Below are 16,830 nucleotides of genomic sequence, written 5' to 3'. Positions count from 1 at the left end.
TGCAATGAAAAAGAAAATCATTTTTGCGTTTACAATTGCCTTACTGATGCTGATATCATGCGGTAAAAAGGAAGAAAATAAACAGGTTGAAGCAGGAAAAACAGATTCTAATTTAATAACCTTATCAGCAGAACAGGCTAAAAATGCCGGAATCGTAATAGGAAATCCTGTAGAAAAAGAACTCAGCGCTATTGTGCAACTTCAGGGAGAAGTTACAGTACCGCCAAACAGTTTGGTAAATGTAACTTTTCCGTTAGGCGGTTATATTAAAAGGACAAATATTGTTGTGGGAATGCATGTGCGAAAAGGACAAGTTTTGGCCGTAATTGAAGATATGCAATACATTCAACTGCAACAGGATTATTTGACTGCAAAAGAACAGTTCAAAGCAGCGAATTTAGAATTTAGCCGTCAGAAAGAATTGAATGCAAAAAAAGCAAGCAGCGACAAGGTTTTTGAACAAGTTACAGCTGAACGCGAAACACAGCGAATTGCAATGGCATCATTGGCACAAAAACTAGAATTGTTAGGACTTAATGTAAACCGATTGAATGCTTCAAACATTACAAAAGCAATCAATGTAGTTTCTCCTGTAAATGGGTTGGTTTCAAAGGTAAACATCAATAACGGTAAATATGTTTCGCCAACTGAAATGCTTTTTGAATTAACGAATATCCAAGATGTAATGCTGACTTTTACTGTTTTTGAAAAAGATGTTCAATCGCTTAAGGAAGGACAAAAATTAGAAGTTTATAGTAATTCTAATCCTGAAAAGAAATTCAGTGCAAAAATTCAATATATCAACCATAGTCTGAATCAGGATCGTGCCACTGAGGTTATCGCACGATTAGATCGTTACGATTCACTTTTTTTACCGGGACTTTTTGTAAATGCAGATATTCATATCATGAATATAAAACAGTTGACATTGCCTGAAAATGCCATTGTGGATTGGAAAGGTAAAAGTTATGTTTTTGAAGACAACGGAAACAACAGTTATAAAATCGTAGCTGTAAAAGCAGGAATTGCTCAAAATGGTTTTAAGCAATTTTCTTCAGAAGTTATTACTTCTTCATCAAAATTGGTGGTAGAAAATGCTTATACACTTTTGATGAAAGCTATGAATGAAAGTGCGCAATAGGTATAAAATCCAAAAAATAAAATTTCAAATTCCAAAATTGTTGAAATTAAAAAGAACAATTTAGTTCAAAGAAAGAGGCAGTGGTAATTATTATCACTGTCTTTTTTATTTTTAATAAAAATAAAAAAATAATTTCTTTTGATTTTATGACTTTGTTTTTTTCTTGCTGAAAGATTTCTTTTTTCTTCTATATTTCTTATTTTTAGAAGATTAAACAGCTAAAATAGATTTACATGATTTTAGATACAAAACGCTTCCTGTGTAATTTATCGCTATTATTGCTATTGTTAGTTATGCCAAATTCGGTGTCTTCTCAATTATTGGGTACTGCCAAAACAGTTACAGAAGAGCCTGAAAAAACACCAGAAGATTCGCTCGGAAGGCGTACACCTCAGGGAACAGTAAACGGATTCATAAAGGCAATTGGCGAGCAAAATTATTTGCGTGCCAGCCAGTATTTTGTGTTGAGCAAACGCTCGTATCGCAAAACTGCAGAAAGAATAAAAATAGCAAAGACTTTCCAATTGCTATTGGATCAAGGTGGCAACTTATCTCCTTCATCAATTATCAGCAATAAAGAAACTGGACGTACAGATGATGATCAAGCAATTGGTGTAGATCTAGTTGGAAACATATCTACCAATAAAACAGTAATTCAGTTGTATGTAGAAAACCAGTCAGATGACAGTCAGCCTGCTTTATGGCTTTTTTCGGCAGAAACTATAGAATCGATTGTTTCAGCTGATGTTGCAAATGAAAAGACTTTTTTAGACCGGATATTGCCTGATTTTTTATTAGAAAAGAAATTAGGAAATGTTCCTTTGGGGCATTGGGCAGTTGTCGTAATTATGATGGTAGTGTCATACTTGCTTTCTAAAATGTTGCTTTTTGCTTTGGTCTTTATGATTCAAAAAATCTGGAAAAGAGCCGAAAGCGATAAAGGCAGGGCTATAATTGAAGCTTTTGAATTGCCTATTCAAATGTTTCTTGCTGTAATTTTATTTGTTGTATTTACGCAACGAATGGGGATTTCTATTGTAGTTCGTCAGCGTTATAGTATCATCATCATCACTATTGGAATAATTGCTTTTTTAATATTGCTTTGGAGAATAACCGATTTTGTAAGTACGTTCACTCGTAAGAGAATGAGTTTAAGCGGCCGGGTCTCAGCAGTTTCTACTATTTTATTCTTAAATCGTACAACTAAAGCGGCCATTATTGTCATTGGAGTTATTGCTATACTTGGTATTATTGGTGTAGATGTTACAGCTGGACTTGCGGCATTGGGAATTGGGGGGATTGCTTTGGCGCTTGGAGCACAAAAAACGATAGAAAATTTTGTTGGAAGTGTTAGTCTTATTGCTGATCAGCCAATTCGAGTAGGTGACTATTGCAGAGTCGATGATATCAAAGGAACGGTAGAATCAATAGGAATGCGCTCAACAACCTTGCGAACGCAAGCGCGAACGATTGTGACTATTCCTAACGGACAATTATCGGCAAGCAAAATAGAAAATTTTGCGCATCGTGATCGTTTTATATTTAATCCGATATTAGGTTTTAGAATGGAAACCACTCCCGATCAAATGCGTTATTTATTGGTAGAAATTAGGTCTTTGCTTTATGCGCATCCTGCAATTTTAGATTCTCCACCAATTGTTCGTTTTACAGGAATTACGGCAGATGCCTTGAAAGTAGAAGTTACAGCGTATATCGAAGCCATTAGTTTAGAGAAATCACAAGAAGTGCAGGAAGATGTTTTATTGCGAATGATGGATATCATTGAAAAAAGCGGTACTTCGCTGGCTTATCCATCTCAAACTATTTATATGGCTCGTGATACTGTTTCTTCTAACGAAAAATCTGATGCAGTTTCTAAAATCGTTAAAAAATGGAAAGAAAACAACGAACTGCAATTGCCATATTTTGACCCAAAACGCATTGAAGAATTAAAAGACAGCATCAAATACCCAGACGACGGAAGCTTTAAAATGAAAGAAGAAGAGTAAAATATTACTCTTCAATTGTAGTTCTGTCGTTATTTGTTGTTGGTTGTGAAATCACGAGAAATTCAAGCTGTTCTGAAGTTTCATTTGCAATATAATGTTTGGTTTTTGGCTGAACCAATATTCCTTTTTGCTCGGTAACAATTGTTTTATTTTTTGCCAAATAAAAAGTTGCTGTGCCTTTCAAAATGAAGAAAAATTGTTGCGCTTCAGTATGAAAATGCAATTTTTCTCTAGTTGAAGGTGGCATGCTTTCCTGTTTTATTGAAAGTCCAGCAGTATCCGCTAAGACCCAGCTATCGCAATTTTCGCCCCACACATAATGTTCGGTGGTTTGTTTGTCAATTATTTGATTACTCATTTTGTGTTTAATGTTTTTGATTTAGGTGTATTTTATTGAAAAACAAGTGTTTAGTTTTGATTTTTTATAACTTTGTTAGCAACTTTCTTTGTTTAGGAATTGTTTCACTGATGTAATAAATTAAATAGTTTTTATGATGAAACATTATTATTTGCTATTTGCTGTTTTATTTCTTTTTGCTTGTAATAAAAACAAAAATACGGAATCAAAACCAACAAAAATTACTGCTACCCAAGGATGTTTTTCGCCAAAGACTACAGATAAAGATTGGTATTTGTTAAATAAAAAAGCACCAAAATTTAAAGGCCTGAAAGGAATAGATTTTAAAATTTCTACTAAAAATCAAGAAGTACAGCAGTATTTCAATCAAGGAATGATGCTGGCATATGGTTTTAATCATGCCGAAGCCGCAAGATCATTTTATGAAGCTTCGCGTTTAGATCCTAATTGTGCGATGGCATATTGGGGTTTTGCGTATGTTTTAGGTCCAAATTATAATGCTGGAATGGAAGAAGATAATTTTCAGCGGGCTTATGATGCCATTCAAAAAGCCAAAAAGTTTTCGGAAAAATGTTCGCCAAAAGAAATCGCGCTAATAGACGCAATGGCTGTAAGATATGTCAAAAATCCACCCGCTGACAGAAAACCATTGGATATTGCCTATGCCGAAGCCATGAAAAAAGTATATACTAAATTTTCAACAGATCCTGATATTGGAGCACTTTACGCTGAATCGTTAATGAATTTGCATCCTTGGGATTTGTATGATAAAAATACCGGAGCAATAAAAAAATGGACTCCCGAAATAGTAGAAATTCTGCAGGAATTGATGGTAAGAAATCCAAAACATCCTGGCGCACATCATTTTTATATACATGCTTTAGAAGCTTCTTCCACACCTGAAAAGGCTTTAAAAAGTGCTAAGTTATTAGAAACTTTGGTTCCAGAATCTGGCCATTTGGTTCATATGCCGTCACATATTTACATTCGTACAGGAGATTATCACCAAGGATCGCTTTCAAATATTCAAGCTATAAAAATTGACAGCCTTTATACTACCGTTTGTCACGCGCAAGGAGCATATCCGCTAGCTTATTATCCGCATAATTATCATTTTTTGACCGCAACAGCAGCTTTAGAAGGAAATTCTAAATTGGCTTGGAATAACGCTAAAAAACTTCAAAAGCATATTTCAGTTGAGATTATGCGACAGCCAGGATGGGGAACTTTGCAGCATTATTATACGATTCCATATTATATTGCTGTAAAATTTGCCATGTGGGATACCATTATTGCACTTCCTAAACCAGATAAGGATCTTGTTTATCCGCAAGCTATTTGGCATTATGCAAGAGGAATGGCTTATCTAGGAAAAAATAATTTGATAAATGCCGAAAAAGAATTTTCAGCTCTTGATCAGCTATCAAAAAATACGAAACTGAAGGACCTTACAATTTGGAATATTAATACTACTTCAGATCTTGCTCGTATTGCTTCAAAAGTTCTTGAAGCAGGAATTGCTTCAAAGAAAAAGGATTTAAATAAATCTATATTGTTGTTAAACGAAGCAATAGAAATTGAAGACAATCTCAATTATAACGAGCCTCCTGATTGGTTTTTCTCGGTGCGGCATTATTTAGGTGCAGTTCTGCTTAAAGCTGAAAAATACAACGAAGCAGAAAAAATCTATCGCAAGGATTTAGAGATTTGGCGCAAAAACGGCTGGGCATTAATCGGATTGTATAATTCGTTAGTAAAACAGAAAAAAGATAGCGAAGCATTAAAAATCAAAACTGCTTTTGATGAGTCATGGCGATATGCCGATTTTAAGATTTCATCTTCTGCATCTGCTGTAATGGAATAGAAAGTTTTTGATTTTAATTTCATAAAAAAAAAGGAGCTATTTATTAAAAATAGCTCCTTTTGTATAAAAAGAAATGTGGACAGTCAAATGATTATTTGTCGATTAGGACAAGGGAAACTCGACGATTCAAAGGCTTGTTTTCGGCTGGAGTATTTGGAACGAGCGGATCGTTTTCTCCTTTTGAGAACAGGTGAATTCTGCTGTTTTGGATTCCCTTGTTTTTAAGATAGTCCGCTACAGCTTGTGCACGAAGTTGTCCGATTTCCAAATTGCGTTTCTCAGTCCCGATGTCGCAGGTATATCCTGTTACATTCAGTTCGACGTCATTATTCTCGTTAAGGATTTTGGCGATTCCATCAAGTCTTTCGGCTAATTCGGGAGTAACCGAAGTATTTCCAATTTCATTGAAAGCCAAAGGTTTTTCGATATAGGCGCGTTGTTCTGCCGTAATCTCTTTTGGCTTAGTTGCCGGTTCGGGAACTTTTTGTGGAGCAGGTGCTGGCTCTGCTTTTGGTGCGACACTCTCAGTTACGTTTTGAGGTTGTGCCATTTCTGCCGGCTGAGATTTTGACTTATTCAGCGAAAAACCTAGTTTAAGCTGAATTCCCGCAGAAAAGTAACGGGTTTCTTGTACAACTTTGTTGTTGCCGATAACGCCCTCAGCCTGTAAATTGTTGATACCGCTAGGACTATAAGTTACAATGTTTGCATTAGGATTGTCATTGGTCAAGTTTGTTAATCCGTAGTCTGCGTATACTCCTGTGTAAAGCTTCATGTTTTCCTTAAGTTTAAAGGTCAACCCAGTTTCTACGCTTATAAGAAAGGTTGGGTCAAGGCTTACAGAAGCCTCGTCTTTCCAATTGGTGACTTTCCCGAATCCGTGAGAAGGCAGGTCGTCGATCAGGATATTCAGGTCGGGATAATAACCACTTAATTGTATTTCATCTGCCGAAGCCTTTATCTTCTGTTTTCCTGGAAATAATATTTTTCCGCCGAAACCTAAATACCATTCCGTTTGGCTTGCGAATGATGTTCTGTACTGCAAAAGCACCGGAACGGCAAATGACATGAAATGTTGGTCTTCTTTGTAGTTCTTTGGTGAAACCTGATATTCGAATGCCGATCCTTGGTCATCGATCTTGTATGAACTGATGGTATTGCCATCATTAAGTTTGAAGCTGTTTTGATTGTACATAAAATCTAAACCGGAATTGATTCCCCAATGGTTGCTGAAAAAATAGGTGTAACCAATTCCTAATCCTCCTCCGATTTTTAGTTGACCGTCGCCAATTGAACTGTCATAAAGAATTCCTGAGGGGCCTCCGTTTAGTTTGACTGTAATTTCCTGAGCGCTTGCATGGAGGCCGTATAATAAAAATAGTGCTGTTGCTATCTTGATCTTCATTTTCATCTTTTTTAAATTAAATCTCAATTGTTAGATTACCAGTAAATTAATTGTTTTCTGTTCACCATTGGATAGTGTCAGAAGTACAATGTAGATACCTGATTGTGAAGGTGCTGTAACCTGATTCTTAGCTTTCACATTAGAAACAGTCTGAATTTGTGTTCCAGTCACGTTAAAGATCGCTAGAGTTGCACCACTAAGCTGAGATTCACTGAAATTACATTCGACTGTAAATTCATTCAAGGCTCTTACTGGGTTTGGATAAATTTTCAGAGTTTTAGAAAAAGGAGCTCCAGTTAGTACCAAAGGACAAGATTTTATTGAATTTCCGTTTTTATCAGTTGCAATAACATAATAAGTTCCATTCAAGGCTTGGTTTTCACTATAATATTGACGTGTTGCGCCAGAGACCAACGCCCCATTTTTATACCATTGCCAAGCAACATAGTTTTTATTTTTATTGTCAGCTAACAAGACATCAGCCCATTGTTGTATGATAAGGCCAGACTGGCTCACAACTACTGGTCTTGTAACCGATGTAGCAGGGTTGTAATTCTGATCGCCATTTTGACTGGCTGTAATCGTTGTATTTCCTGAATTTTTGATGTTTAGGGTTGTTCCAACGATTTCGCCGATAGCTGTATTTGCTATGACATAGGAGATCGGAAGTCCGCTACTAGACGTAGCAGTAAGCTGTGCTGTATTTCCTGTATCACATCCCAGATCCAAGCTTTGTGTCCATGTTATCGTTTGGTTTGCTTTGATGATCTCAAAAGTGGCACCGGCAAAAACAATGATATAGTTTGCTCCTGCATTGATAGTTCCAGCTTTGATGCTATAGGTTCCTACATTCTCGCCTGTATCTCTTGAAAGCTTTCCGGTTAGTATTGCATTAGTATCTCCATTTGCAAATCCATTTGCAGTAAAGCTAAATATAGGGTCTGTCGTACCATAGACTTTTGAAAGCCCTGCCGTGGCTGTTATGAACAACTTGTATTTTTCTGTGGTAAAGCTGATTTCATTTCCGTAGTTCACATAACCGTTGCTGTTGATTGCATAAGTTTTAACATAATATGTCGTATTGCCTTTCAATCCTGTTATAGATGAAGTGATTGCTCCAAGAGAACTTCCTTTATTGATTTTTATATCTGCAACAGTTGGGTTGGCGTGTGTTGCATAAACAAAACCTACTTCAGACAGACAGCTACCATTGTCTCTATTGATTCCGTCAGAATTCACTGTTCCGGAAAGATTAGCATCGCTTACGGTTACGTTTGCAGCATTAAGAGTCGTGAGACTTACGGGGTTTGCTGGAGCTGTAATGACAAAAGTTTGCGTTATAGAGCAAGAGTTTGCATCTGTAATTGTTACATTATATGTTCCAGGACTAAGTCCGTTGGCTGTATTTGCTGTACCTCCAGATGGGCTCCATAAGTAAGTATAAGAACCTGTTCCTCCAGCCACATTTACTGAAGCAGAGCCGTTTGCGCCATTATAGCAGGACACATTAGTCTGTGATGGTGTTGCCACCAATAGAGTAGGTTCTGTAATTGTGAAGCTTTTGGTTATAGAGCACGAATTTTCATCAGTTGCAGTAACGGTGTAGTTTCCGGGGCTCAATCCTGAGGCAGTATTCAATATTCCACCTGCTGGTGACCACAAGTAAGTGTAAGAACCCGTTCCTCCAGTTACGATTATGGATGCAGTACCGTTGTTCAAACCATTGCAGGAAACATTTGTTTGAGCGGTTGTTGCTAAAAGAGCAGAAGGTTGAGAGATTGTAAAATTTTGAGTCAAAGTACAACCATTGGCATCTGTAACAAGTACGCTGTAGTTTCCTGGGCTTAATCCCGTTGCAGTATTCGAGGTTCCGCCGGAAGGAGACCATGAATAAATGTATGCTCCAGTTCCTCCAGAAACTGAAACGCTTGCAGTTCCATTGTTCGCTCCATTACAGGTGATATTGCTTTGAGAAGGAGTTGCTGCAAGAACTTCCGGTTGCTCAATAGTGATTGTTTTAGTTGCTGTGCAACCATTGGCATCTGTTACAGTCACGGTATAGTTATTCGGACTTAATCCTGTTGCAGTATTCGAAGTTCCTCCAGATGGCGCCCATGAATAAGTGTAGGCACCAGTTCCTCCAGAAACTGAAACGCTTGCAGTTCCATTGTTAGCGCCATTGCAGGAAACATCTGTTTTTGATGGAGCCAATACTAATGCATCCGGCTCTGAAATGGTGAAATTTTGTGTCAAGGCACATCCGTTGGCATCAGTGATCAATACACTGTAGTTTCCTGCAGATAATCCTGTTGCAGTATTTGAGTTTCCTCCCGATGGAGACCATGTATAACTGTAAGTTCCGGTTCCTCCAGTAACGTTTACTGAGGCAACTCCATTGGTTCCGCCATTGCATGAAGCATTGCTTTGTGAAACTGTTGCTGAAAGCGCAGAAGGCTGGTTGATAGTGAAATTTTGCGTCAGTGTGCAGCCATTGGCATCAGTAATCACTACGCTATAATTTCCTGGGCTTAATCCAGTTGCAGTCGCTGCAGAAGCTCCAGAAGACCATAAATAAGTATAGGTTCCTGTTCCACCCGTTACACTTACAGAAGCCGTTCCGTTATTGGCTCCATTACAGGAAATATTGGTTTGGGATGATGTAGCGCTCAGTACGGCAGGCTCGCTGATAGTGAACGTTTCCGTTATCTGACATAAATTGGCATCTTTTATTGTCACGGTATAGGTTCCTGCAGTTAGTCCACTTGCAGTGGCTGAAGTTCCTCCCGATGGCATCCATAAGTAAGAATAAGCTCCTGTTCCTCCAGTAGGACTTACGGTTGCTGATCCGTTGGCTCCTCCGTTGCACGAAACATTAGTTTGTGATTTAGTTGCTGTAATTGCAGCTGGTTCAGTAATAGTAAAACTCTGCGTCTTCTGACATAAATTAGCATCTTTTATTGTCACTGTGTATGTTCCGGCAGATAATCCTAGTGCCGTAGCTCCATTTCCGCCAGAAGGCGCCCATGAATAAGTATATCCGCCAGTTCCACCAGTTACAGAAACGCTTGCAGATCCGTTAGAACCGCCATTGCAAGACACACCAGTTTGAGATGGAGTAACTGTCATGGCGTTTGGCTGGCTAATTGTGAAGTTTTTAATTATAGAGCATCCGTTTGAAGAGGTAATAGTCACAGAATAATTTCCTGCGGTCAAGTTAGTTGCTGTATCGGCACTTCCTCCAGATGGTGACCAGACATATGTATAAGGCCCTGGAGCACCAGAAGGGATCACACCTGCCGATCCGGTATTGTTGCCATTGCACAGTACATTTGTTTGGAATGTGCTGGCAACTAATGTATTTGTCGTGGATATAATAAAATTTTTGGTAATAGTGCACCCGTTCGCATCGGTAATGATACAGCTATGGTTTCCTGTTGCCAGACCACTGACAACCTGGGTTGTAGCCCCTCCCGGTGACCATAAATAGGTATAACCCCCAGCACCTCCAGATGGCGTTACGACAGCTTGCCCACCTGCAGAACAGGTGGCGTTGATTTGGGATGTAGTAGCGGTTAATACAGAAGGCTGGTTGATAGTGAAATTTTTAGTGATGAAACATCCATTGCTGTCCGTTATGGTACAGCTGTAATTACCGACAACCAAACCTGTAGCTGTTGCAGCAGTTCCTCCCGAAGGTGACCATACATACGTATATGAACCAGTGCCGCCTGTGGCAGTTACCGTTGCTGTTCCTGTAGCACCGCCATTGCACAATACATCAGTTTTTGATGTTGTTGCGGTCAGTGGACTTGGCTGGGTGATGGTAAAACTCTGCGTTTTCATGCAATTGTTCGCATCAGTTACTGTGACTGTATAAGTTCCTGCTAATAGACCGCTAGCTGTTGCGGTATTTCCTCCGGATGGCGCCCAGGAATAAGTATATGCTCCGGTTCCTCCACTTACGTTTACAGTAGCACTTCCATTAGAACCTCCATTGCAGGAAACATTGGTTTGAGAAGGAGTGATATTGATTGCAGTTGGTTCGGTGATCGTGTAGTTTTGTGTTGCGGTGCATCCGTACGCATCTGTTACTGTGACAGCATATGTTCCTGCTGATAGTCCTGCAGCTGTTGCTCCAGTTCCTCCCGAAGGCGCCCATGCATAGCTGTAAGAAGGAACTCCTCCTGTTACGCTTGCTGTAGCACTTCCATTTGCACCTCCATTACAAGATACGTTACTCTGCGAAGGAGAGATAACCATTGCAGATGGTTGAGTAATAGTGAAGTTTTTAGTTGCCGTACACGAATTTGCATCTGTTACGGTCACGGTGTATGTTCCTGCGGTCAGTCCATTTGCAGTTGGCCCGTTTCCTCCGGACGGTGCCCATGAATAAGTGTATGTTCCAGTTCCTCCTGTGGCACTAATTGTTGCTGATCCTGTATTGCCACCATTACAAGCGACATTGGTCTGGGCTACAGGTGTAGCTATTAGTATCGGGGGCTGTGTAATTGTGAAGCTTTGTGTCGTGGTACAGTTATTGGCATCTTTAACCGTAACCGTGTAGATGCCCGCTACAAGTCCTGTAGCTGTTGCGGCAGTTCCTCCAGTAGGTGCCCATGAGTAGGTGTACGAAGGAGTTCCTCCGCTTACATTAACTGTAGCTGTTCCAGTACTACCGCCATTACAAAGAATATCGGTTTGAGATCCAAATGAAGCCACAAGTGCTGATGGCTGTGTTATGATATATGCTTGAGAATCCTGGCAACCATTAGCATCTGTTACGGTTACGGTATATGTTCCAGCAGACAGTCCTGTTGCAGTTGCGGCAGTTCCTCCAGTAGGTGCCCATGAATAAGTGTATGGTGCAGTTCCTCCAGATACGTTTACTTTGGCCGTGCCATTTGTGCCTCCATTACAAGTAACATTGGTTACAGCTCCTGCAGTAGCATCTAGTACAGCAGGCTCATTAAATGTAAAGTTTCTTGTAATTTGACAGTTATTATTATCTTTTATAGTTACTGTATACGTTCCCGCCGCTAGATTGCTAGCAGTTGCAGCAGTTCCGCCAGACGGGGCCCATGAGTATGTGTATGGGCCAGTCCCTCCGCTAGGAGTAACAGTTGCACTACCATTTGCAGCGCCATTACAAGTGATATTAGTCTGCGATGACAGTGCAGTTAACAAAGAAGGCTCTGTTATCGTAAAATTTCTTGTAATTGATGTTGATTCATTATCTGTAATGGTAACAGTATAGTTTCCCGCTAAAAGATTACTTGCAGTTGCACCAGTTCCTCCAGTAGGAGCCCATGCATAAGAATACGGAGCAGAGCCGCCAGACGCAACAACGGTTGCAGATCCATTATTTCCACCATTGCAAAGTATATTAACTTGCGATGTAGAGGAAGTGCCTAAGGCTGTACCTGTTGTAAAAGTTAAATCGTTTCCATAGCTAGTTCCTGAGCTATTTTTGGCGTAAGCTCTAAAATGAATCAAAGTTCCAGCGGGAAGTCCTGTAATAATGGCGCTGAAAGTTCCTGTTCCAGTTCCTATTTGGACTTTAGTATTTGAGGTGGTTGGACTTGCAGTTGTAGCCCATACAATTCCTCTTTCTACTGATGCATCGCCGCCATCTGCTGTTACTTGACCACCTAAAGTTGCAGAAACAGATCTGACATTTGTAGCGGCAGAAGTGGCTACTGTTGCTAAAACGGTTGTGGTAACCGCTGGTGTTGGATAGCTTGCCGGTGTAATAGTATAATTAGTAGAAGCGTCATGTATCCAAGTGGTGTAATCATTTATTTTAGCTAATAGTTCGGCTACTGTACCTGTTAACGTACCATCATATTTATTGTTTGCAATTTCAGCTTGATTTGCGGGGAATAAAGCAACACAATTTACACCATTTGTGAGTCCTAGTGGCAAAGCACTTGAAGGTCCTCCGGAGGTCGTGGAAAGGTTCCAATGCGTTACAGGGTCAAAATCAGCAGAATTATAATCACCATTCACACCAGCAAGAAAAGTTGGTTGATTTGGTGAAACCGGTTTTGCTCCTGAGACCGATGTATAAGCCAAAATCTGATCACCAGCAGCAAGGTTAAAACCAGTATATCCAGCGACCAAACCTATACCCGAAGTTCCAGTTACCGTAAAGGTATCAGCTGTAGCATTTTCTGTTACAGAAACTATTGTGCCAGCGGGAGTAAAGGCTGGAACTATCCATTGCAAGTGCGATTCTGTGCTTCCTGCAACCCAGGTTCCGGCTCCCCAACCTTGTTCTGTAAAATAGATTACAGTAGCTGCAGGAATGTCTTTTAATGTAATAAACGAAAAGCCATCTGATGGAGCACCAGTATTATATCCTATAAATGCAATATCACCAGGGCCCAGCGCCTGAGCATTTGCTTTCGGCAGGGCAAATAATGTAAATAAGAATATAAAATGTAAAAGTAATTTTTGTTTCATGATATACGATTTAAGTTAATGACATAAGTAAGCGTTTTGCCAACCCGTAATTTGGACAGGTTCTTTATAAGAAGTAATTGCTTTGACAAAAGATCCTTCGTTTACTAATGTTTCTATCTTCTCAAAGCCTATATTACTTAAGGGGTCTGAATTTAATTTATATATATGGTTGTTAAATATCGTTCTGTTGGTATCCTGATCGAATTGAATTGTTCCTCGAGGGCCTTCAATATTTACTTTATTGACATAATTTATTAAGTTGGATGTATTGGTATTGAAATTGGATTCAATAAGAATGTTTTTCAAGATTAGTCCGTTTTCATAACCTAAAACCGAAAAAACAGTGGGAATTGCCGCATATGTTTTTTCGTATTCTGTTTCAAAATCTGAATCTTGGCTACTATTTTGCATCCATGAGCCTACTACATAGAGTTCATGAGGGTTGTTTTGGTACTGTTCTAAGATTTTGTTGTTGATAAAAAATGGAGTTACGTAAAAAGGATATTTTTGAGTAATCTTATTTTGATTAATGAAGTCGGCATTTTCTTCAGCGTATAAGCCGCTGTAAAATGCAAAAACAGCATCAGGTTCCTGAGCTGTAATATGTTGATTCATATGTATCGCTTCGTCTTCTCTTGGAATAAAGGGAGTTATATAATGTCCCGAAAAATTAGTACTTTCAGTAAAAGCATGTTCTATGGCTGATAACATGCCATAACCTGAATCATAATAAGAAGTTGCACTTGCAATTTTTGTATATTTTTTTGTTGTCAGATACTTGCCTAACTGGTAGCAAGATTCGGTCAAGCCTAATGAATTCAAATAAACGCCTTTATAAGCCGATGTTCCATATGGCATTGTAGCGCCAAGATCTGCGGCAATTAAAAGAATGTCATTGTTTGAAGTATATTCAAAAACCTGCGTCATATTATAATGTCCAAAAAAACCAACTATAATATTTATATCTTCCTGAAGATTTAATTTTTGGATTTTCTCTATTATTATTTTTTCATTGGCACCTATTCCAATACTTTCCACATAAAATTTTACGTCGAGATTGTTAAGTTTTAATCCTCTCATAAAATCTCGATCTAGTGTTGGGTATTGTTGTGATTTTGGAATAAGAAGACCAATTTTAATATCTTTATTCATAATAAGTACTATTTAAAAAACAGAGGTGTTTTTGCCTCTGTTTTTATAATTTATTATTAATCTCTTGGTGGAAAAATTCCTGATACACAAATACTCATGTTAACACCCAAATATGGGTTTCTGATGCCAATAGGATTGCTGTTTCCGGCAAGACCAGTAGCACCATTAATAGTAGTTGTTATACCGCCAACGGCACTTGGAGTTCCTCCTGGTTCACTGTACATATTTGCCGTTGCACCACCGCTAGCAAAAGAGTTTGAACCATTGTCGCAATCGTTAGTAATGGTACCTCCGTTTAATGCATTAATAGTTGTTGCAACTGCAACTTGCCCTGAGCCACTGCCAGATACTAAAGCGTGATTATGAGCTGGTAAGTTATTTATAGTTAAAGTTACGTTTTCAACTCCACCAACTTCACCTAAAGAAATTGGTGATAATCCTGGTCCTTGACCTGGATGAACGATAGAACGTCCTCTTAAATCTGGCAATGCAAATGTTGTTTGTCCGTTGCCACCATAATAAGTTCCAATTAAGGAAAATAATGCCGTATTTTGAGCTATTGATACAATTTGGCCTTGACATAATTGCCATCCTCTTGGTGGAAAATTGAATGCAAATGCTTTTATGGTTCCTAAATATTCGTCCATGATATTTTTATTTAATTGGTTAATTATTTTTTTTGAGAATAAAAGTTATTTGTTGATTTGCTATTGCACTAGTCTCTGGATGGGTAAACTCCACTTAATAAGATGCAATGATTAATCGCTAAATATGGGTTTCTGATTTGAACTGGAACATTATTTCCAGCAAAGGAAGTTGCGCCACTAACTGAGTTTGTTACTCCACCAACTTTGGTATAATTTACATTCGGTTCAGAGTAAATGTTTGCAGTTGCACCTCCGCTTGCAAAAGAGTTCGAGCCACTATCACAATCGTTAGTTATGGTGCCTCCCGATAAAGCGTTAATAGAACAAGAAACAACTGCAGCAGGTGCAGTGATAGGGTGCATGTGGCCTGGCATGCTTGCAGTAGTGATAGTTGAGGTTTCCGTTCCGGCCACTTGACCCCAAGCAATTGGTGATAAGCCAGGACCAGTGCCAAGTCCAACAATAGATCTTCCTTGCAGATTTGGTAGTGCAAAAGTCTGTATACCATCACCTCCAAAAGTAGTTCCTAGTAAGGAAAACAAAGCACTATTTTGCGCGATTGACATAATTTGACCATTGCAGAGTGCCCAATCTTTTGGAGCAAAAGGAAAGGCGAAAACTTTAATGGTTCCCATGTATTCATCCATAATAAATTTGTTTTAAAGTTTTTGATTAAGCAAAGTACTTCATTTTCAATGTTATATGAATGCGTATAAATACGTGATTTTATAGTAAATGTATTACGTCAATGTTAATTTTTAACTGTAAATCAGTGGTTTGTAATTATTTTGTAACAAACTGTCTTTTATGTGTATTTAAGCGGATTATTTTTTGTTTTTTGGCTAAGCCGATAAATAAAAAAGGCTTTTGTCAAGAAAATTTTTGACAAAAGCCTAGTTGCTTTTTTTAGTTGAATATAATATTTAGAGTGCTTCGTACCAATTAAGAATATAATCGGCTACAGATTCCCATCCGGGTTCTCCACAAATAAAATGACTTTTGCCATCAAATATTTTAATATCAACGCGACCAGCTTGTTCATTATATTTATTGGCAATAGTTTCTGTAAGATTAGGAGGGAAGATATGATCACTGCCACCTCCAACAAATAAGATAGGCTCATGCGATTTTTTGAAATTGATATTCGAAAAAGAATTTAAAACCAATTCTCGACTCACTTTATAGCTTTCTGGAACGGCAAATTTCTCAAACGCTTTTCTTTTCTCTGCTTCCGGAATCGTATTGAAAAAAGCATAATCATACCATTTTTTGCTTCCCATAAAATATTTGTTTGATGAAAAGAAACCAAATGCAGGTATTACTGTTTTTAAAGTTTGAAATGGAGGAAAAACATTTTTTGGTGGCGCGCCATTAATGCTTACCCCTGCAGCAGCTTTTCCTAATTCTACTAATTTCAAAGTAGCCATTCCCGCCATTGAGTGACCTATTACTAAAGGTTTTTCGTGTAGAGAATCGATTAATTTGCTGATATTGTTAACTATATCTATAAATCCAGTTTGAATTAGATTTGGATGAACTTTTGCTCTCAATTCTGCAGGATCACCGTCGTGTCCAGGATTTGCTGGTGTATAAACCGTATATCCTTTTTGTTCATAATACTTTTTCCAATCGGTCCAAGTTTTATCATTGACAAAATTTCCGTGAATAAGTACAATCGTTTTTGATTTTGACATGATTATTTTTATTTGATTAATGTTAGAATTTCTGCTATTCTAAAGAAAGAAACCAATTTATATGCCACGGCTTAAGTAGTAGCAAACAGTGGTTTTGT

At 38.4% G+C, this 16,830-nt stretch carries 10 protein-coding genes; 3 read left to right on the top strand and 7 right to left on the bottom strand.

Features of this window, described 5'->3' with window-relative positions; all coding sequences use genetic code 11:
- Nucleotides 1-4 precede the first annotated feature (4 nt).
- Nucleotides 5-1,141: an efflux RND transporter periplasmic adaptor subunit gene (locus tag SCB73_RS18985; protein WP_320567754.1), complete on the top strand. Its 1,137-nt coding sequence runs from the start codon at nucleotides 5-7 to the stop codon at nucleotides 1,139-1,141.
- Nucleotides 1,142-1,374: 233 nt separating this feature from the next.
- Entirely contained in the window at nucleotides 1,375-3,150 is a 1,776-nt protein-coding gene (locus SCB73_RS18980; protein WP_320567753.1) for a mechanosensitive ion channel family protein, read from the top strand.
- 4 nt (nucleotides 3,151-3,154) lie between these two features.
- Here the strand turns inward: SCB73_RS18980 and SCB73_RS18975 are convergent, their stop codons facing one another.
- Complete coding sequence (locus tag SCB73_RS18975; protein WP_320567752.1) at nucleotides 3,155-3,508, bottom strand: cupin domain-containing protein; 354 nt, start codon at nucleotides 3,506-3,508, stop codon at nucleotides 3,155-3,157.
- A gap of 133 nt (nucleotides 3,509-3,641) precedes the next feature.
- On the opposite strand from SCB73_RS18975, the gene SCB73_RS18970 reads away from it, so the two are divergent.
- Complete coding sequence (locus SCB73_RS18970; protein WP_320567751.1) at nucleotides 3,642-5,372, top strand: tetratricopeptide repeat protein; 1,731 nt, start codon at nucleotides 3,642-3,644, stop codon at nucleotides 5,370-5,372.
- Nucleotides 5,373-5,463: 91 nt separating this feature from the next.
- Here SCB73_RS18970 and SCB73_RS18965 read toward each other — a convergent pair whose 3' ends face one another.
- From SCB73_RS18965 to SCB73_RS18940, 6 genes are all read right to left on the bottom strand, one after another.
- Nucleotides 5,464-6,777, bottom strand: coding sequence for an OmpA family protein (locus SCB73_RS18965; RefSeq protein ID WP_320567750.1), 1,314 nt, complete (start codon nucleotides 6,775-6,777; stop codon nucleotides 5,464-5,466).
- 30 nt (nucleotides 6,778-6,807) lie between these two features.
- Entirely contained in the window at nucleotides 6,808-13,239 is a 6,432-nt protein-coding gene (locus SCB73_RS18960) for an MBG domain-containing protein (protein ID WP_320567749.1), read from the bottom strand.
- A gap of 15 nt (nucleotides 13,240-13,254) precedes the next feature.
- Entirely contained in the window at nucleotides 13,255-14,391 is a 1,137-nt protein-coding gene (locus SCB73_RS18955) for an ABC transporter substrate-binding protein (RefSeq protein ID WP_320567748.1), read from the bottom strand.
- 56 nt (nucleotides 14,392-14,447) lie between these two features.
- Nucleotides 14,448-15,038: a phage tail protein gene (locus SCB73_RS18950; protein ID WP_320567747.1), complete on the bottom strand. Its 591-nt coding sequence runs from the start codon at nucleotides 15,036-15,038 to the stop codon at nucleotides 14,448-14,450.
- 68 nt (nucleotides 15,039-15,106) lie between these two features.
- Nucleotides 15,107-15,685: a phage tail protein gene (locus tag SCB73_RS18945; RefSeq protein WP_320567746.1), complete on the bottom strand. Its 579-nt coding sequence runs from the start codon at nucleotides 15,683-15,685 to the stop codon at nucleotides 15,107-15,109.
- 276 nt (nucleotides 15,686-15,961) lie between these two features.
- Nucleotides 15,962-16,732, bottom strand: a complete 771-nt coding sequence (locus SCB73_RS18940; RefSeq protein WP_320567745.1) for an alpha/beta hydrolase — start codon at nucleotides 16,730-16,732, stop codon at nucleotides 15,962-15,964.
- Between the last annotated feature and the right edge of the window lie 98 nt (nucleotides 16,733-16,830).

It is taken from the genome of Flavobacterium sp. KACC 22761, from assembly GCF_034058155.1.
GTDB lineage: Bacteria > Bacteroidota > Bacteroidia > Flavobacteriales > Flavobacteriaceae > Flavobacterium.
This window is presented reverse-complemented; position numbering and strand designations above follow the sequence as displayed.

Excerpts from the sequence above, each read along its gene's own strand:
- SCB73_RS18950 (WP_320567747.1), bottom strand. The coding sequence starts at position 15,038 with ATGGACGAATATTTAGGAACCATAAAAGCATTTGCATTCAATTTTCCA.
- SCB73_RS18965 (WP_320567750.1), bottom strand. The coding sequence starts at position 6,777 with ATGAAGATCAAGATAGCAACAGCACTATTTTTATTATACGGCCTCCAT.
- SCB73_RS18955 (WP_320567748.1), bottom strand. The coding sequence starts at position 14,391 with ATGAATAAAGATATTAAAATTGGTCTTCTTATTCCAAAATCACAACAA.
- SCB73_RS18940 (WP_320567745.1), bottom strand. The coding sequence starts at position 16,732 with ATGTCAAAATCAAAAACGATTGTACTTATTCACGGAAATTTTGTCAAT.
- SCB73_RS18970 (WP_320567751.1), top strand. The coding sequence starts at position 3,642 with ATGATGAAACATTATTATTTGCTATTTGCTGTTTTATTTCTTTTTGCT.
- SCB73_RS18960 (WP_320567749.1), bottom strand. The coding sequence starts at position 13,239 with ATGAAACAAAAATTACTTTTACATTTTATATTCTTATTTACATTATTT.
- SCB73_RS18985 (WP_320567754.1), top strand. The coding sequence starts at position 5 with ATGAAAAAGAAAATCATTTTTGCGTTTACAATTGCCTTACTGATGCTG.
- SCB73_RS18980 (WP_320567753.1), top strand. The coding sequence starts at position 1,375 with ATGATTTTAGATACAAAACGCTTCCTGTGTAATTTATCGCTATTATTG.
- SCB73_RS18975 (WP_320567752.1), bottom strand. The coding sequence starts at position 3,508 with ATGAGTAATCAAATAATTGACAAACAAACCACCGAACATTATGTGTGG.
- SCB73_RS18945 (WP_320567746.1), bottom strand. The coding sequence starts at position 15,685 with ATGGATGAATACATGGGAACCATTAAAGTTTTCGCCTTTCCTTTTGCT.